Raw genomic sequence first — 16,437 nt, 5'->3', positions numbered from 1 at the left:
GGGGGGGGGGGGGGGGGGGGGGGGGGGCGGTGTCGTCTGTAGTGACATCAGGGTGCCCGAACTTAACGCCCCAGCTAGGGCGAGCCGGTGCACCTTCCGGAAGCGACATCAGGGTACCCTCTCGGGTGCTCTCCGCAGCGAAGCAAAGAGAAGCGGAGTACCCGAGAGGGTGGGTTCCCCTGCAGGAGCGCAGGAAGGTGTGCATCGGCACGCTCCAGTAGCGAGGCTGAGAGAGTCTCCGCGCGGTTATCCGAAGCACATGTTCGGAAAACGCGGCCGCACCCGCACAGTACCCCAGCGAGGAAAGGCGGTATCGTCCGAAGTGACATCAGGGTGCCCGAAGCGAAGCGAGGGCGGGTTCCCTGTAGGAACGAGGACGAATACCGCTTTCCACGCGGAATCTAAGCGGAACCGTGCATCCCGCACAGAACCTGGAATGGGACAAGAGAGCACAAAAGAGGCGCCGCCTCCCACCTCGGGAGACGACGCCTCTTTCGTTAGAACCGGGTTAGCAAAAAAGCTTAGCCTTCCACGCCGCACTCAGCCAGAATCAGCTCACGCACGCGGGCGGCGTCAGCCTGACCGCGGGTAGCCTTCATGACCTGACCGACGATAGCGCCAGCAGCCTGAATCTTGCCGGCACGGATCTTGTCGGCAACGTCGGGCATTGCTGCCAGTGCTTCCTGAACGGCTGCGGTGAGCGCACCGTCGTCGGAGACCACTGCCAGGCCGCGGGCTTCAACGATTTCGGCGGGGGTGCCTTCACCGGCGAGGACGAACTCGAGCACCTGGCGGGCGATCTTGTCATTAATCTTGCCTTCGCCGATGAGAGCCTCGAGGGCGACCACGGTTGTGGGCTCCACGCCGAGGGCGGTGAGCTCAACCTCAGCCTGCTTTGCGCGGCGGGCGATTTCACCCATCCACCACTTGCGGGCTGCCGCAGCGGTTGCACCCGCGGCGACGGTCTCTTCGATGACGTCGAGTGCGCCTGCGTTCACCACATCGCGGAACTCCTCATCGGAGTAGCCCCATTCGGTCTTGAGGCGGCGGCGGCGTTCTGCCGGGGGTTCGGGCAGTTCGGCGCGCAGACGCTCAATCCATTCGCTGTTGGTGACGACCGGGACCAGATCCGGCTCCGGGAAGTAGCGGTAGTCGTCGGCGTCGGACTTGGGGCGACCCGAGGAGGTTTCGCGGGTGTCTTCGTGCCAGTGGCGGGTCTCCTGGGTGACCTTCTCGCCGCGCTCGAGGATTGCGGCGTGGCGGCGAATCTCGTAGCGGACGGCGCGTTCGACCGAGCGCAGGGAGTTCACGTTCTTGGTCTCGGAGCGGGTGCCGAACTTCTCTGCGCCCTTGGGCATGAGGGAGACGTTTGCGTCGCAGCGGACGTTACCGCGTTCCATGCGGGCGTCGGAGATGCCGAGGGAGCGCACGATGTCGCGGATGGCGGCAACGTAGGCGCGGGCCAGCTCGGGTGCTCGCTCGCCGGCGCCGACGATGGGTCGGGTCACGATTTCGATGAGCGGCACGCCGGCACGGTTGTAGTCGACCAGGGAGAAGGTTGCACCCTGGATGCGGCCGTCGGCACCACCGACGTGGGTAAGCTTACCGGCGTCCTCCTCCATGTGGGCGCGCTCAATCTCGACGGTGAAGATGGTGCCGTCGTCGAGCTCGACGTCCAGGGAGCCGTTTTCGGCGATGGGGCCGTCGGCCTGGGAGGTCTGGAAGTTCTTCGGCGAGTCCGGGTAGAAGTAGTTCTTACGGGCGAAGTAGGACTTATCCGCGATATCGCAGCCCAGCGCCAGGCCGAGTTTGATGGCGGACTCGACGGCGGTCTTGTTCACCACGGGCAGCGCGCCGGGCAGGCCGAGCGAGACGGGGGTGATGTTGGTGTTGGGCGTATCGCCGAACTCGTTGGGTGCGGAGTCGAACATCTTGGTGTTGGTGTTCAGCTCGACGTGCACCTCGAAGCCGAGGACGGGGTCGTACTTTTCGATGGCTTCTTCGAAGCTGAGGACTTCTTCACTCATTACTTGGTTCCCCCAAAGTCAAAGTCGCGGATCAGGGTTTCGGTGTCGGGCAGGCTCTTGTAGAGCGGTGCGCCCCACTTTGCGGTCAGCAGTTCTTCCAGGGCTGCACCGACGCGGTAGAGGCGGGCATCCTCGCGGGCGGGTGCGGTGAACTGGATGCCGACGGGCAGGTTGTTCTCCTCGGAGAGGCCGCCGGGCAGGGAGAGCGCCGGGACGCCCGCCAGGTTGACGGGCACGGTGGCGACGTCGCCCAGGTACATGGCCATGGGGTCGCCCTCGGTCTTCTCGCCGAGCTTGAACGCGGTGGAGGGTGCGGTCGGGGAGATGAGCACGTCGCACTTTTCGAAGGCGGCGGCGTAGTCACGCTGGATGAGGGTGCGCACGCGCAGTGCGGCGCCGTAGTAGGCGTCGTAGTTACCTGCGGACAGCGCGTAGGTGCCGAGGATGATACGGCGCTTCACCTCGTGGCCGAAGCCGGCGGCGCGGGTGGCGGCCATGACTCGCTCGATGGTGACGGGGCCGTCCTCGGGTACGACGCGCAGGCCGTAGCGCACGCCGTCGTAGCGCGCCAGGTTGGAGGACACCTCGGAGGACATAATCATGTAGTAGGCGCTGATGGCCTCGGTGACGGAGGGCAGGGAGACCTCAACAATCTCGGCGCCCGCGGCGCGCAGAGCCTCGACGGATTCGCGGAAGCGCGCGAGCACGCCGGCCTCGAAGCCTTCGCCGTCGCCGCCGCCGAGCTCCTTGATGACGCCGACGCGCAGGCCGGAGAGGTCACCCTTGCGGGCTGCTTCTGCGCCTGCCTTGGCCTCTTCGGCGAAGTTGCCGGGCGTATCGGGCAGAGAGGTGGAGTCGAGCGGGTCGTGACCTGCGATGGCCTCGTGCAGCATAGCGGTGTCGAGCACGGTGCGTGCGACGGGACCGACCTGGTCGAGGGAGGACGCCATGGCGATGACGCCGTAACGGGAGACGGAGCCGTAGGTGGGCTTGACGCCGACGCTACCGGTCAGCGCTGCGGGCTGGCGGATGGAGCCACCGGTGTCGGTACCCAGGGCCAGGGGCGCCTGGAACGCGGTGACGGCCGCTGCGGAGCCGCCGCCGGAGCCGCCGGGGGCGCGGTCGAGTGCCCAGGGGTTGCGGACCACGCCGAATGCGGAGTGCTCGTTGGAGGAGCCCATGGCGAATTCGTCGAGGTTGGTCTTGCCGAGGATCGGCATGCGTGCCTCGCGGACCTTGCGGGTGACGGTGCCGTCGTAGGGGCTCATCCAGCCTTCAAGCATGCGGGATGCTGCGGTGGTGGGCTGACCCTTGGTGACGATGAGGTCCTTAACGGCGATGGGCACGCCGGCCAGCGGGGGCAGTTCCTTGCCCGCTGCGCGGTCTGCATCCACTGCTGCCGCGGTGGCGAGTGCTTCTTCGGCGTTGACGTGCAGGAAGGCGTTGAGGCCGCTCTTGCCGTCTGCGCGGTTATCGCTCAGGGGTGCGCCATCGGTGGCGGCGATGCGGTCCAGGTGCGCCTGGGTGAGTTCGACGGAGGTAATCTCGCCGGCGGCCAGCTTGGCGGCGGCTTCGGCGGCGGTGAGCTGAATCAGTTCGTTCACTTGGTGTGTCTCCTCTTAGTCTTCGTCGAGGATTGCCGGCACGCGGAACTTGCCGTCCTGTGCGTCGGGGGCGCCGGAGAGCGCCTCTTCCTGGGTGAGGGTCGGGACGGGTACGTCTTCGCGGAAGACGTTCTCGAGGGGGATCGGGTGGCTGGTCGCGGGGATGTCGGCAGTTGCTTTCTGCGACATGGTCTCAACGGATGCGACGATGATGTCGAGTTCAGACGCCATCGCGGCGAGTTCTTCATCGGTCATCTCAATGAGTGCCAGCGATGCCAGGTGCTTGACCTGTTCAAAGGTGATGGCAGACATGGTTCTCCCGTAGTTTTGTTTTTTGTTTCTTCTCTAGTGTAGTGGAGGTTGGGTTTCTCGTCTCTTCGGGAGGCGTTCTGCCTACCTATCGGTCGGGGTACCGCCCGAGGGGGCGTGCGGCGGCGACCTTCACCGGGTACGTTCGGCTCCGCTACCGGAGGTTAACGCACAACGCCCCGCTCCTTCGGTGAAGGGCGGGGCGTTGTGGTACAGCGTCAGAACGACCGCTTCAGGGGTGAACCTTATGCGGGGATGTTCAGGACCTGGCCGGGGAAGATCAGGTCAACGTTGTAGATGATGTCGGTGTTCGCAGCGGCGATTGCCTGGTAGCCACCTGCAACGCCGAGCTTCGAAGCGATCAGCGAGAGGGAGTCACCGGGAACCACGGTGTAGGTGCCTGCTGCAGCCTTGGGAGCTGCAACGGGTGCGGCTGCGGGAGCCTCAACTGCCGGTGCTGCTGCGGGAGCCTCAACTGCTGCGGGTGCAGCCTGAGCTGCAGGAGCTGCGGGTGCAGCCTGTGCCGCGGGAGCGGTGTAGGTCTGCTGGGTCTGCGACTGTGCAGCCACGGTGGTGGTGGGCTCGGTGTAGGTGGGAGCTGCGCCGGTCTTGCCGTAGAGGCCAAGCTTAGCGGAGCATGCGGGCCATGCGCCCCAGCCCTGGATAGCGAGCAGACGCTCGCCTGCCTCGATCTGCTGTGCACGGGTAGCGTTCGCGGGGGAGCCGGACATGCCGACGCCGTTCCAGGACTGCTGGGTGAACTGCAGACCGCCGTAGAAGCCGTTACCGGTGTTGATGGACCAGTTACCACCGGACTCGCACTGTGCCAGTGCGTCCCAGGTAGCACCGTCTACTGCGTTTGCAGCGGGCATCGACATGGTAGCTGCTGCAACGCCACCGATGGCGAGAGCTGCTGCGGTACGACGAATGGAAGTGTTCTTCATAATGCTCCTTGGGGCCGTCCCCGCTCGTTCCGTCCCCGGAACTCTGGCGCGGCGCCGCTCACCCTTTGATAACGAAGTAGGTTACTCATTTTCTGGCTCTACCATGTGAGCGGCTCTCCATCGATTTCATGTCACCGTGAGCGATTCTGCGCTAGTGCGCGGAATCCGATGGCACTTCCTCGGTGGGGACGTGCGGTAGAACCGGGCATCGTTTCAAGCATTCCAAGCTTGAAACCACATAAGCGATTCCCTGACGAGAATCTTTCTGGTCTCCAAGATAGCCGAGGTTGTGGCGGTTTCCAACCCCGTTTTAGGTTCACAGCGAACGTCCCGACTTCTCCCAGGGTTCTTTAAGGTAAAGAGTGCAGGAAACGTTAATCCCCCGATTGAATCCCGGGGTTTTCGACCCGTTTTCCCCGGTATTCCGGGGTTTTCTAGGGGGTTTAGCCGGATGCGCTCCCCCGCCCTCCGCCTCCTTTAACGGGTGCCCGCACCGCCCCAATAGGGGATTCGAACAGCGTGTAAAAAAATTTTAAATATTTCTACGCTCTCGGAGTGTTTTAAGCTCTCCAACCCCCAGAAACTGTGGTAATTAAAAGTGCCAAATTTTGGTATTCGGGCCCCGAAGAACACTCTTCGGGGCCCGAGCGGCGTATATACATACCTCAAATACCCCGCGACCCACAGTACCGCGGCCCGCGGAGACAGGGGAATACCTCGACGGCTTACGCCTCCGACTCTCCGGAGGTGCTTTCGGAGCCGGTCTCAAGCGCCTCCGGGCCGCCCTCGAGCAGGGCGGTGAAGCCCTCCTCATCCAGCACCCGCAGGCCCAGGGCCTCGGCCTTATCCAGCTTCGAGCCGGCGTTCGCGCCGGCCACCACAAAGTGGGTCTTCTTCGAGACCGAGCCGGAGGCCTTGCCGCCGCGAGAAATAATCGCTTCCTTTGCCCCGTCGCGGGTGTAGCCGTTCAGGGTGCCGGTCACGACCACGGTCAGACCCTCCAGGGTGCGCTCCACCGATTCGTCGCGGCTGTCCTCCATGCGCACGCCGGCGGCGGCCCAGGAGTCCACGATTTCGGCGTGCCAATCCTCAGCGAACCACTCGATAATCGAGTCCGCAATGGTGGGGCCCACGCCGTCCACCGAGGCTAGACGCTCGCGATCCGCCTCGCGGATAGCCTGCATCGAACCGAACTCCGCGGCGAGCGCGCGGGCAGCGGTCGGGCCCACGTGGCGAATCGAGAGGGCAACCAGCACGCGCCACAGCGGCTGTTGCTTTGCTTTCTCCAGCTCGGCGAAGAGGTTCAGCGTATTCTTCGTGGGCTTCGGCTCGGGGCGCGCCTTGGTCGGTTTGGTGTAGAAATAGGGCACACGCTCCATCTTTCCGGTGCCCACGCCCTTGACCTTCTTCTCACGCTCGATGGTGACCTCGCGTAGGTCCTCGGGGGTCAGGTCGAAGAGATGCGCCTCGGTGGTCAGCGGAGGGGTGTCCGGGGTTGCGGGGCTGGTGAGCGCCTTGGCGGCCTCGAAGCCCAGCGCCTCAATGTCGAAGGCACCGCGGCTTGCCGCGTAGTACACACGCTCGGTCAGCTGCGCCGGGCAGGAGCGGGGGTTCGTGCAGCGCAGGTCCACGTCCCCCTCCTTGCCGGGGGCCAGCGGCGAACCGCAGGAGGGGCACTCGCTGGGCATGACGAACTCGCGTTCGGTGCCGTCGCGCAGGGCGACCACGGGGGCGACGATTTCGGGAATCACATCGCCTGCCTTGCGCAGCACCACGGTGTCGCCGATGAGCACGCCCTTAGCTTTGACCACGTCCTGGTTGTGCAGGGTGGCCCGCTCCACGGTCGAGCCCGAGACAAACACGGGCTCCATGACGCCGTAGGGGGTCACGCGGCCGGTGCGTCCCACGTCCACGCGGATGTCCAGCAGCTTGGTGTTCACCTCTTCGGGCGGGTACTTGTACGCCACGGCCCAGCGCGGCACGCGAGAGGTGTAGCCCAGTTGCGCCTGGGTTGCGAAATCGTTGACCTTGATGACGATGCCGTCAATCTCGTGCACGAGGGAGTGGCGTTGCTCGCCGTAGCGGTTGATGAAGTCGAAGATGCCCTCGACCGAATCGGTCAGCTCACTGTAGGGGCTCACGGGCAGGCCCCAGGAGGCGAGCAGGTCGTAGGTCTCAAACTGGGTGTCAATCTCCAGGCCGGTACGCGAGCCGATGCCGTGCACGTACATGCTCAGCGGTCGGGAGGCGGTCACCGCGGGGTCCTTCTGGCGCAGCGAACCTGCCGCTGCGTTACGCGGGTTCGCGAAGGGGTTCTTGCCGGCGGCAATCATGGACTCGTTGAGCTTCTCGAAGTCGGCGGAGGAGATGAACACCTCGCCGCGAATCTCAATTTCTTCGGGGTGGCCCTCGCCGCTCAGCTGCTGCGGGATGCTGGCGATGGTGCGCACGTTGTGGGTGACGTCCTCGCCGGTGGTGCCGTCACCGCGGGTTGCCGCGCGCACGAGGGTGCCGTTGCGGTAAAGCAGGTTCACGGCCAGGCCGTCGATCTTCAGCTCGGTGAGCCAGCGCGGGGCGGCGCCGGTAAGGTTGCGGACGCTCTCCTCGGTCTTGGTCAGCCAGGCGCGCAGCTCTTCGAAGGAGAAGACGTCCTCGAGGGAGTACATGCGTTCCAGGTGGGTGACGGGTGCGAAGGCCTCGATGGCTTCGCCGCCGACCTCCTGGGTGGGCGAGTCGTTGGCGATGATGAGCGGGTGCTCGGCCTCGATGATTTCGAGGCGGCGGTAGAGAGCATCGTACTCGGCGTCGGAGAGGAACGGTGCGTCCTCGTTGTAGTAGGCGCGGCGGGCGGCGCGAATCTTATCTGTCAGCTCCGCGTATTCGGCGCGCAGGGCATCCGTAATCTTCTCGGAGTTTTCTGCGGGGCTCTCTGCTCGAGTCTCAGCGGGTGCGGTGGTGGGGGCGTTGTTCTCAGTCACCCGTCCAGTTTAACGTGTTGGGGCGCGCTCCTCCCCCGCCGCCGTCACGGCGGGTCCTGCTCGGCCGGTTTCCCGCGGGTAGAGTTCACCCCCGCATCCTGCCGGCACTCGAGCGAGTACCCGCTGAAGGCGGGGGTGCATCAGAACTATGGGTTTAGGCCTCGACGGCATCCGCCACGATGACGGTGATGTTATCGCGGCCGCCCGAGCGCAGCGCCTCGTGCTGCAACACGTCCGCGGCGTCCTGCGGGTGACGAATCGAGGTGAGCACGCGGGCCATGTACTCGTGCGACAGCTCGCCGGAGAGGCCGTCGGAGCAGAGCATCAGGCGGTCGCCGGGGCGTGCGGGCAGAACCCAGAAGTCCGGTTCCCAGTAGTTGCCGGTGCCCAGCGCGCGGGTAATCACGTTGCGGCGCGGGTGGGTTAGCGCCTCCATGGGCGTAATCTGGCCCTCGTCGACCAGGTACTGCACCTCGGAGTGGTCCGTCGTAATCTGCTCCAGCGATGCGGCGCCCTCGGAGCCGGGCAGCTTCTCCATGCTGGAGTGGTGGATACCGTCGTCCTCGCGCATCAGGCGGTAGGTACGGGAATCGCCGATGTTGAAGACGACCCACAGGTTCTGCCGGCCGATGCGGGTCAGCCATGCACCGGTCACGGTGGTGCCGCCGGAACGCGAGAGAGCTTCCTTGATCTCCTCGTTGGTTTCGCCGAGGATGTCGTGCAGACGGTCGAGTGCCTGCACGATTTCCTTGTTCAGCTCGGCGTTGATGCGGCGGCGACGCTTGACCGGGTCGCTCTCGTCAATGGCGGCGATGCGTTCGGTGTAGGCCGCCTGCTCGCTTTCGCTGCGGCCGCCGGGCATCGTGAAGAAAGGCGAGTAGGCGAGCTGACGCACGCACAGGCGTGAGGCGACCTCGCCGGCTTCGTGGCCGCCCATGCCGTCCGCGACCACGCAGAGGGAACCGGCGACGACCATCGAATCTTCGTTGTTTTCTCGATGTGCGCCGCGGTGAGTGGCGCCGCCGGTACGTAGTTTCAGTTCAGTCATGAGAGGTTGATCTCCATAGTGTAGTGTGCGCGACGGGTCACCGCCACGGGGTCTACGTTACCAAAGCTTCGGACGTTTCGCGTTCCCTGGGATGTGAGGGTGTAATGATTTCCCACCTGTCGGAGTGTGTTTGCCGTCTCATTATCGGTGAGCACGGTTCCCGGTTCGGCCAGGGAAACCAGGCGCGAGGCCAGGTTCACGCTGGAGCCGTACACGTCGCCGCGGTTGGCCAGCACCTCGCCCCAGATGAAGGCGACGCGCACATCCGGCAACTGCGGGTCTGCGCCAATCTTTTCGGAGAGCTGCAGGCTAATCTCGGCTATCGCATCCGGGGTTTCGGTGAGGAAGAACACCTCGTCGCCAAGAGTCTTAATGATGCGTCCGCCCAGAGGCGCGATAACGTCCAGGCAGCTCTGCTCGAAGTGGTTAATGAGCTGCGAGAGGGCCGCCGCGTCCAGGTTACGCACCAGGGAGGTGTACGAGACCAGGTCCACGAAGCCCACGCCGCGCACGAGCGGCAGGTGGGCGATGCCCGAGCTAGTGGCGTTGTTCTCGCGCAGGCCCAGGCGCAGGATTCCGGCGTACATCTGGCGGCGGTAGGCGTAGACAGCCAGGTGCTCGAGCGCCTCGAGGTAACGGGGGAAATCCAGAAGCAGCTTGCGGCGGGCCTCACTGTCGTCCACGTTCTCGGTGACCATGATGTTGTGCACCAGGGCCTCAATCTGCCAGGCGACCGTGCGATCAGTCAGCTGGCCCTCGGCGCGCACCAGGGACACCACGTACTCCATACGAATCGTGCCTTCGTCGTCCAGTGCTCGCAGGTCGGCGAGCATGCGCACATCGGTATCGGTGAAGTAGGGAACGTTCGGGGCGATATCGGGGAACCCCATGTTGCGCCAGATGCGGCGGGCCGCCTCCAGCGGAATCCCGGCAAGCTCCGCGGCCTGCGAGGGGGTGTAGCGGCTGCCGTCGCCGAGCAGGGACTTTTCGAGGGCGCGCACGCCCTCCTTGGAGCGTTCGTCCCGGTAGATATTGTTTTGGGCGAGGTTCTGCAGAATCTTGAGGTTGAGCATCTGGGTTTCGGGGCCCATGCTCCCGCCGGAGGAACCCGCCGGAGCGGTGCCGCCCGATTCCCGCGGAGAGGGTTCGGGTCGGTAGTGGTTCGCCGTGCTCATAACCGTTACCGGTCCTTTCTTCTCTGCCGGATGAATAGTTCGTTGTTCTGCCCGGGCTTGCGCAATCCGCCGGAGCAATAATGCCTGCCGTGCGAGCGCTTCCCACCGGTTGGGGCACCTTCCGCCGCGGCGAATCGTGCCCTGCACCCCGCCCGGCGTGTGGTTCCGGGCTCACCTCTACCCCCATGAGAGGGCGCGGTAGTGGAGTATTTCACAGTTAAGGATACTCCAGTCCACGTTTTTCTGGCGGGGTTCAGCCGAGGGTCTGTCCCGCAAGTCTGCTTTGGCGCGGCGAAACGATGAGGTTTAGATGTAGCCGGCGCGCAGGGGGTAGTGCTCGCGGTAGGCCGACTCCAGCTCCGCGTCGAAGCGTTCGGGGGCGGGAACGTAGCGCAGACGGTGGTGCACTCCGCGGCACACCACGTAGACCGAACCGTACCCCAGCCAGGACCCCGGAGCGCTCTCACGCACCCAGCGCTGCCCGAGCGAATCCAGGTAGAGAGACTCGTCGCCCGTGCGGGTCACGAGCCCCCGCCGCACCACCAGGCGGTGCGTGGTGATGAGGTACCCGGTGGTCAGCCAGCGCCACCCGATGCGCAGTGCGCCGATGAAGAAAGCGACCGCCGCAATTGTGCCGACCCACCAGAGGATCGCGGAGGAACGGGCCGTGGATGCGAAGGCTGCCGCCGCGATGCCGAGCAGCAGGCAGGTGAGGCTGGGCAGCAGCGCCCCCGGGTGCTGGCGGGTCGCGACGATGACGTATTCGCCGGGGTTGAGTTGTCCGCGCAGGCGCATGGCACTCCTCGATTGGTGGTGGTCTGGTGTTGGCGAGTCGGTCGCCGGGGTCTTCTCGTACCTCTAGTGTGCCGGTAGGAAGTCCCCGTAGCTACCGTTGGCCGGGCGCAGGTGCTCAATATCGCCCACCGCGTAGGGGGCGAGCGTGCCGTCCTCGCGACGAATCAGGATGCGTCCCTGCGCGTCCATGTCCTCGGCCACGCCGCGCACGACGCTGCCGTCGGGCAGGCTCATGGCCACCTCGGCGCCGAGGGTGGAGCACACGGCGCGGGCCGCATCCAGCAGGCTGGGCGCGCCGGTGAGGGGGTCGGCGGCCTCGGGGTCTCCCCCGGCGCGCAGGAAGGCGCGGTAGCGTCGGGCGAAGGCGACCAGCAGGCGCTCGAGCACCTCGGTCGAGTCGACGGTGCGTCCCGTGCACAAAAGCAGGCTCGTGGCGGTGGGGACCGGGAGCTGCCCTGCGGTCATATTGGTGTTCTGGCCGATGCCCACGATAATGCTGCGCAGCCCCTCGTTGGCTCCGCTTTCGGGTACAAGCTGGGCGAGTACGCCACAGCCCTTCGCCCCGTTGGCGATAACGTCGTTGGGCCATTTGAGGTGGGCCTCGGCGCCGTAGTGCCGCCAGATGTCCACGACGCTCAGCCCGGCCACGAGGGTGAGCCAGTGGTAGCTGTCTTCGGGCAGTTCGCGGGTACCGGGTTCGGTCGAGGCGTGCGGGCGCACCACGATGCTCGTGGCCAGGCACGCGCCGGGCGGCGCGGTCCAGGGGCGTGCCAGCCGGCCTCGGCCGTCGCTTTGGTAGAGGGTTGAGAAGACGGAGAGTTCGCCGAGGCTTTCGCGGTCGGCGTCGGTTCCGTTCATGAGCAGTTCGCGGGCCCGGGTGGTGGTGGAGTCCACGCTGTCGAAGAGGTGCACGCTGGCGTAGCCGGCATCCAGGGCGGCGGTGCGGGCGCGGGGTGCATCCAGCACGGTGGTATCCAGCACGGTGGCCGGAGTCCGTTCGCTCTCGTTGCTTTCGGTCATGTCTCCCCCGGTTTGTTCTGGTTTTTGGTTTGTTCTGGTTTTCGTGCTTCGCGCGGCACCCGTCGGCACGTTGCGGCCCGTTCGGTTCTGCCCAAACGGTGCGGGTTCTCACGATATCATCAAGCGGCCGTCCACCGCGCCCCTTCCCTCGCTTTCTTTGCGTGCCCGCTGTTCCCGGCGGCGACGAGACGGTACATTAGACAGTGCGGGTGTGTAATGCACCGAAGCAGATGCGGGGTCCGCCCCGCTCACCCCGAGTTTTAGCCCGAAGGAAGTCCCCATGGCTCACTACGCAATTACCTACGTTTACGCCGCACCCGAGGAGCAGGCCAAGTACCGTCCGGCTCACCGCGAGTACCTGGCCTCTCAGATTGAGGCCGGCAACCTGATTGTTTCCGGCCCCCTGCTCGACGGCGAGGTCGCGACCGGCGCCCTGCTGATTGCGAAGGTTGACTCCGCTGAGGACGCCGAGAAGATTGTGGCTAACGACCCCATGAACGTCGGCGGCGCCGTGGTTTCGCACACCGTGACCGCCTGGAACCCCGTGCTGGGCACCATCTAGTCGTTTTCCGTCGTCGATACGGACGCTTCCCCTCCCGCGGCTCATAAGGGCCCGCGCGGAGGGGATTTCTGCGTGCACGCGAGTGTATCTAACGATGGGATGTGCGCCCTTCGTCTGGCATGTGTGCCCCAGTTCGCACTATAGTTTAAGGATATGCACTGTTATGCCCGTCCCGTCGTCGGGGAGGGCAAACATCCATCACCGCAACCACTGGCTCCCGTCGCGTCGGGTAGGAGCAGGAACGAGGAATAATGTCCGAGAACCTCCAGCAGGAATACGATCTGAGCACCACCGCCGGTAAGCTCGCCGATTTTTACGCGCGCCGCGAGCGTAGCTACGTGCCCAGCGGTGAGGCAGCCATCGAAAAGCAGCATGCCCGTGGTAAGAACACCGCCCGCGAGCGCATCGAAATGCTCCTGGACGAGGGCTCTTTCGTTGAGTTCGACGCCCTGGCGCGCCACCGCACCACGGCCTTCGGCATGGAGTCGAAGAAGCCTCTCGGCGACGGCCTGGTCTCCGGCTACGGCACGGTGGATGGCCGCCTGGTCGCCGTGTACTCTCAGGATTTCACCGTGTACGGCGGTTCCCTCTCGCAGGTCAACGGCGAGAAGATCGTGAAGGTGCAGAAGTTTGCGCTGAAGAACGGCTGCCCCGTCATCGGCATTAACGACGGTGGCGGCGCCCGCATCCAGGAGGGTGTGGCATCGCTGGCGATGTTCGCCGATATCTTCCGTATGAACGTGCGCGCCTCCGGCGTGATCCCGCAGATTTCGGTCATTATGGGCCCCTGCGCCGGCGGTGCGGCGTACTCCCCCGCCCTGACCGACTACATCGTCATGGTGGATAAGACCTCCCACATGTTCATCACCGGCCCGGACGTCATCAAGACCGTGACCGGCGAGGACGTGGACATGGAGACCCTGGGTGGCGCGCGTCAGCACAATTCCGTGACCGGCACCAGCACCTACCTGGCCGAGGATGAGGACGACGCCTTCGACTTCGTGCGCGAGCTGCTGGAGTTCCTGCCCTCGAATAACCTCACGGAGTCCCTGCCGCTTGAGCACGATCAGGATCCCGAGGTGACCGTGGACGACCTGGATCTGGATACCCTGATTCCGGATTCGGCCAACCAGCCCTACGATATGCGCGAGGTTATCGAGTCGGTCGTGGACGACGGCCACTTCCTCGAGATGCAGGCGCTGTACGCCCCGAACGTGATGATTGGTTACGCCCGCGTTGAGGGCCGCACGGTCGGTATCGTCGCTAACCAGCCGATGCAGTTCGCCGGCTGCCTGGACATTTCGGCTTCCGAGAAGGCCGCCCGCTTCGTGCGCAATTGCGATGCCTTCAACATTCCGATTCTGACCTTCGTGGATGTGCCCGGCTTCCTGCCCGGCACCGATCAGGAGTTCAACGGCATTATTCGCCGCGGCGCGAAGCTGCTCTACGCCTACGCGGAGGCGACCGTTCCGCTGGTCACCGTCATTACCCGCAAGGCCTACGGTGGCGCGTACATCGTGATGGGTTCAAAGAAGCTGGGTGCCGACATCAACCTGGCCTGGCCCACCGCCCAGATTGGTGTGATGGGTGCGCAGGGCGCCGTTAACATCCTGTACCGCCGCGAGCTGGCCGCGCTGGCCGCCGAGGGCGGTGACGTTGAGGCACGCCGCGCCGAGCTGATCGCCAGGTACGAGGAGGAGCTGCTGAACCCTTACCAGGCGGCTGAGCTCGGTTACATCGACGAGGTGATCGCCCCGAGCGAGACTCGCGTGCGCATCATCTCCTCGCTGCGCGCCCTGCACGATAAGCGTGCGGCCACCCCCGCGAAGAAGCACGGCAACATCCCGCTGTAAACCTCGCGACGATAGCGTTTCTACTCCCATGTATTGGGGTGCCGCCCGCGCCCCGTACCGCACGGTTCGCTCCCTCCGAAACCCGGAGGGTCGAACCGTGCGGGTTCTTAGGTTCTAAGGAGGCGTGCCGATGGCAGGCTACAATCCGCTGAGTTATTTCTCGTTCGGTAAAAAGAAGGATGCGACGAGCACCTCGGCGACCCCCGCCCCGTCGGGTCGAGGCCGCGAGGGCGCGCACGCTTCCTCGCGTAGCGCGTCCCGGGCGCACTCCGAGGCGGTCGCCCCTTCGCCCCGCGGTCGGGTTGAGGCGCATCACGAGGAGGCCGAGGAGCACGAGCCGTTCCTGAAGGTTACGAAGGGCAACCCGACCGAGGAGGAGCTCGCAGCTCTGACCGCCGTGGTGGCCGCGATGCAGGCGAACGCCGCGCACCAGGAGCAGAACACGCTGGTGGGTGCGGCTTCTCGCATCTTGAACCGTCGTCAGCGTCTGGGCGCCTCGTTGCGTCCGGGCCCCGGTTCGTGGAGGCGCGCGCGCCCCATGTAGGCTCTCTGCCGATTTAGATTGGTTCCCGCCGATTGTCGAAAGACACGGCGGGAACCATTTATTTTTGGGCTTCTTTTGTCGAAATAGCACCGTATTCACCGCAAAATACATATAACCGAGCGGTTCCGTCATAATTAACCCGGATAGGGCATAATGATGCGCTTTAGTGATACGATATACACACAATCATAATAGTGTTGATATACGACAGGGAACATGTCTAAAAATATGACTAAAAATCACAAGCCCCCTCCGGATGTCTACATCGCACTTCTCCTGCCGACGCTCCGGCGCCTGTCGAAAACCTCGCCTCGCGCGGCCGCCTATATTTGTGAACAGCTACGACAGCAGACAAAGGCCCTCGGCTCGCGGAAGGATCTTCCGGACCTCGAATCCACCGATTTTGCGGCTGCGGTGCGTACCACCCTCAAGATCTTGGTGGCGTTGCGTTACGCCCAGCTCATGCCCCGGCTTACCCCGTGGGAGAAGCGCAAGTACCTCCTCACTCCCCTGGGCGCGGAGCTCACCTGCACCCCGCATCTGCACGGCACCGTACCGCCGCGCGTGGTCAAGCAGGTTCAGTCACTGTGCGCGCAAAACCTGACCGCCAAGAGCGCCAAAAAGCTTAAGAAACAGGCCAACGCCCTCCTTCAGGAGGCGCAGACGCGGCGCTCGCTCTTCTCTCATTCCCCCGAGGATTCGGGGCTGGATGCGTTCCTCCCGGCAGAGGCTGAAAGCGCGCAGGAGCAGCTCGCCACGGATGTCACCCCCGGCGAGGCGGGCTCCGACGACGGGTCCCCGCAGGGCACTCCCCTCGACGTGATACTCAAGGCCAGCGAATCGCCGATTATGCACGCCCAGGCTGAATTTGCCGAGCATTTTACGCGGGATTTAATTCAGCATATATACGCCGTTACCCCGGAATATTTTGAGCATATTGTGGCCGATATTTTCACGGCCCTCGGTTTTATCACCGAGGTGACCGGCGGCGTGGATGATAAGGGCGTCGACGTTATTGCCCGCTATTCCGACGGTCTCGATTTCGCCCCCATTTACATTCAGGTTAAGCACTATTGCGGAACCATGAAGGTCACCCCCAATGAGATTCAGAAGCTGGCCGGGGCGGTTCTTCTGCACGGCGGTCTGCAGGGGGTGCTCGTGACCTGCGGTTCGTTCGCTCAGCCGGTTCCCGAGTACCTGCAGGGCCTTCCGGGTGCGCGCAATATTGCGCTGGTCGATCAGCACAAGCTGGTGGAGCTCATGATTCGCCATCGCGTGGGCGTGCGCGAGGGCGAGGGCGAATGTGGCTACACAATTGACGAAGAGTACTTCGAGAAGGGCATAGAACCCTAACCTGCCCCGTGCTGGTGGCGCAGCTACCGCGGCCGCTCGCACGGGGATTTACGTCTGCGGCACGAGCTTGCGATATACGTATGTATATTCGCCGGATATTTGCCGGCCACGATATGCGCTGCGGCAAATTCTTTCGGCCCCATTTCCCCGCGGTGCCCGTTTATGTCTCGGTAGATTTCCAGGTATTTCTCGTCATTAATTCCGGCACCTATCTTCCGCATATTT

At 64.4% G+C, this 16,437-nt stretch carries 13 protein-coding genes; 4 read left to right on the top strand and 9 right to left on the bottom strand.

The genetic code is table 11. The features are described 5' to 3' along the window. Nucleotides 1-521 precede the first annotated feature (521 nt). The 9 genes from gatB to HMPREF2944_RS03545 all read right to left on the bottom strand — a co-directional run bounded on the left by gatB (nucleotide 522) and on the right by HMPREF2944_RS03545 (nucleotide 11,900). Entirely contained in the window at nucleotides 522-2,027 is a 1,506-nt protein-coding gene (gene gatB / locus HMPREF2944_RS03585) for an Asp-tRNA(Asn)/Glu-tRNA(Gln) amidotransferase subunit GatB (RefSeq protein ID WP_070680570.1), read from the bottom strand. Further along, the gene (gatA, locus tag HMPREF2944_RS03580; protein WP_070483073.1) at nucleotides 2,027-3,631 is read right to left on the bottom strand and encodes an Asp-tRNA(Asn)/Glu-tRNA(Gln) amidotransferase subunit GatA; all 1,605 of its coding nucleotides are present in this window, start codon (nucleotides 3,629-3,631) and stop codon (nucleotides 2,027-2,029) included. The genes gatB and gatA overlap by 1 nt, the downstream gene beginning before the upstream one ends. Before the next feature lie 15 nt (nucleotides 3,632-3,646). Further along, entirely contained in the window at nucleotides 3,647-3,943 is a 297-nt protein-coding gene (gatC, locus tag HMPREF2944_RS03575) for an Asp-tRNA(Asn)/Glu-tRNA(Gln) amidotransferase subunit GatC (protein WP_070680567.1), read from the bottom strand. Between the two features lie 242 nt (nucleotides 3,944-4,185). Next, on the bottom strand, nucleotides 4,186-4,884 hold the full coding sequence (locus tag HMPREF2944_RS03570) for a transglycosylase family protein (protein WP_070680564.1): 699 nt from the start codon (nucleotides 4,882-4,884) through the stop codon (nucleotides 4,186-4,188). Nucleotides 4,885-5,609: 725 nt separating this feature from the next. Continuing rightward, nucleotides 5,610-7,862, bottom strand: coding sequence for an NAD-dependent DNA ligase LigA (gene ligA, locus HMPREF2944_RS03565; RefSeq protein WP_070680561.1), 2,253 nt, complete (start codon nucleotides 7,860-7,862; stop codon nucleotides 5,610-5,612). Nucleotides 7,863-8,016: 154 nt separating this feature from the next. Next, entirely contained in the window at nucleotides 8,017-8,910 is an 894-nt protein-coding gene (locus HMPREF2944_RS03560; RefSeq protein WP_070483069.1) for a PP2C family protein-serine/threonine phosphatase, read from the bottom strand. Continuing rightward, entirely contained in the window at nucleotides 8,907-10,085 is a 1,179-nt protein-coding gene (locus HMPREF2944_RS03555) for an adenylate/guanylate cyclase domain-containing protein (RefSeq protein WP_070680557.1), read from the bottom strand. Before HMPREF2944_RS03555 ends, HMPREF2944_RS03560 begins: the two co-directional genes overlap by 4 nt. A 306-nt stretch (nucleotides 10,086-10,391) precedes the next feature. Further along, on the bottom strand, nucleotides 10,392-10,880 hold the full coding sequence (locus tag HMPREF2944_RS03550; protein ID WP_070680554.1) for a PH domain-containing protein: 489 nt from the start codon (nucleotides 10,878-10,880) through the stop codon (nucleotides 10,392-10,394). Between the two features lie 63 nt (nucleotides 10,881-10,943). Next, the gene (locus HMPREF2944_RS03545; RefSeq protein ID WP_070680550.1) at nucleotides 10,944-11,900 is read right to left on the bottom strand and encodes a biotin--[acetyl-CoA-carboxylase] ligase; all 957 of its coding nucleotides are present in this window, start codon (nucleotides 11,898-11,900) and stop codon (nucleotides 10,944-10,946) included. Between the two features lie 280 nt (nucleotides 11,901-12,180). Here HMPREF2944_RS03545 and HMPREF2944_RS03540 point away from each other — a divergent pair, with 280 nt between their 5' ends. The 4 genes from HMPREF2944_RS03540 (at nucleotide 12,181) to HMPREF2944_RS03525 (ending at nucleotide 16,212) form a co-directional block, all read left to right on the top strand. Further along, entirely contained in the window at nucleotides 12,181-12,462 is a 282-nt protein-coding gene (locus tag HMPREF2944_RS03540; protein WP_049332886.1) for a YciI family protein, read from the top strand. Between the two features lie 251 nt (nucleotides 12,463-12,713). Beyond that, nucleotides 12,714-14,315 (top strand): acyl-CoA carboxylase subunit beta, encoded by a 1,602-nt coding sequence (locus HMPREF2944_RS03535; protein WP_070680547.1) that lies wholly within the window; start codon nucleotides 12,714-12,716, stop codon nucleotides 14,313-14,315. Nucleotides 14,316-14,445: 130 nt separating this feature from the next. After that, complete coding sequence (locus tag HMPREF2944_RS03530) at nucleotides 14,446-14,859, top strand: acyl-CoA carboxylase subunit epsilon (protein WP_070680543.1); 414 nt, start codon at nucleotides 14,446-14,448, stop codon at nucleotides 14,857-14,859. 228 nt (nucleotides 14,860-15,087) lie between these two features. Beyond that, complete coding sequence (locus HMPREF2944_RS03525; protein ID WP_083313061.1) at nucleotides 15,088-16,212, top strand: restriction endonuclease; 1,125 nt, start codon at nucleotides 15,088-15,090, stop codon at nucleotides 16,210-16,212. The last annotated feature ends 225 nt before the right edge of the window (nucleotides 16,213-16,437 follow it).

This window comes from Rothia sp. HMSC072E10 (assembly GCF_001813965.1).
Classification (GTDB): domain Bacteria; phylum Actinomycetota; class Actinomycetes; order Actinomycetales; family Micrococcaceae; genus Rothia; species Rothia mucilaginosa_A.
This window is presented reverse-complemented; position numbering and strand designations above follow the sequence as displayed.

Bases quoted from the DNA above. Each gene is read 5' to 3' on its own strand.
- HMPREF2944_RS03555 (WP_070680557.1), bottom strand. From the start codon at position 10,085: ATGAGCACGGCGAACCACTACCGACCCGAACCCTCTCCGCGGGAATCG.
- HMPREF2944_RS03530 (WP_070680543.1), top strand. From the start codon at position 14,446: ATGGCAGGCTACAATCCGCTGAGTTATTTCTCGTTCGGTAAAAAGAAG.
- HMPREF2944_RS03570 (WP_070680564.1), bottom strand. From the start codon at position 4,884: ATGAAGAACACTTCCATTCGTCGTACCGCAGCAGCTCTCGCCATCGGT.
- HMPREF2944_RS03550 (WP_070680554.1), bottom strand. From the start codon at position 10,880: ATGCGCCTGCGCGGACAACTCAACCCCGGCGAATACGTCATCGTCGCG.
- HMPREF2944_RS03525 (WP_083313061.1), top strand. From the start codon at position 15,088: ATGACTAAAAATCACAAGCCCCCTCCGGATGTCTACATCGCACTTCTC.
- HMPREF2944_RS03535 (WP_070680547.1), top strand. From the start codon at position 12,714: ATGTCCGAGAACCTCCAGCAGGAATACGATCTGAGCACCACCGCCGGT.
- gatC (WP_070680567.1), bottom strand. From the start codon at position 3,943: ATGTCTGCCATCACCTTTGAACAGGTCAAGCACCTGGCATCGCTGGCA.
- HMPREF2944_RS03540 (WP_049332886.1), top strand. From the start codon at position 12,181: ATGGCTCACTACGCAATTACCTACGTTTACGCCGCACCCGAGGAGCAG.
- HMPREF2944_RS03560 (WP_070483069.1), bottom strand. From the start codon at position 8,910: ATGACTGAACTGAAACTACGTACCGGCGGCGCCACTCACCGCGGCGCA.
- HMPREF2944_RS03545 (WP_070680550.1), bottom strand. From the start codon at position 11,900: ATGACCGAAAGCAACGAGAGCGAACGGACTCCGGCCACCGTGCTGGAT.
- gatB (WP_070680570.1), bottom strand. From the start codon at position 2,027: ATGAGTGAAGAAGTCCTCAGCTTCGAAGAAGCCATCGAAAAGTACGAC.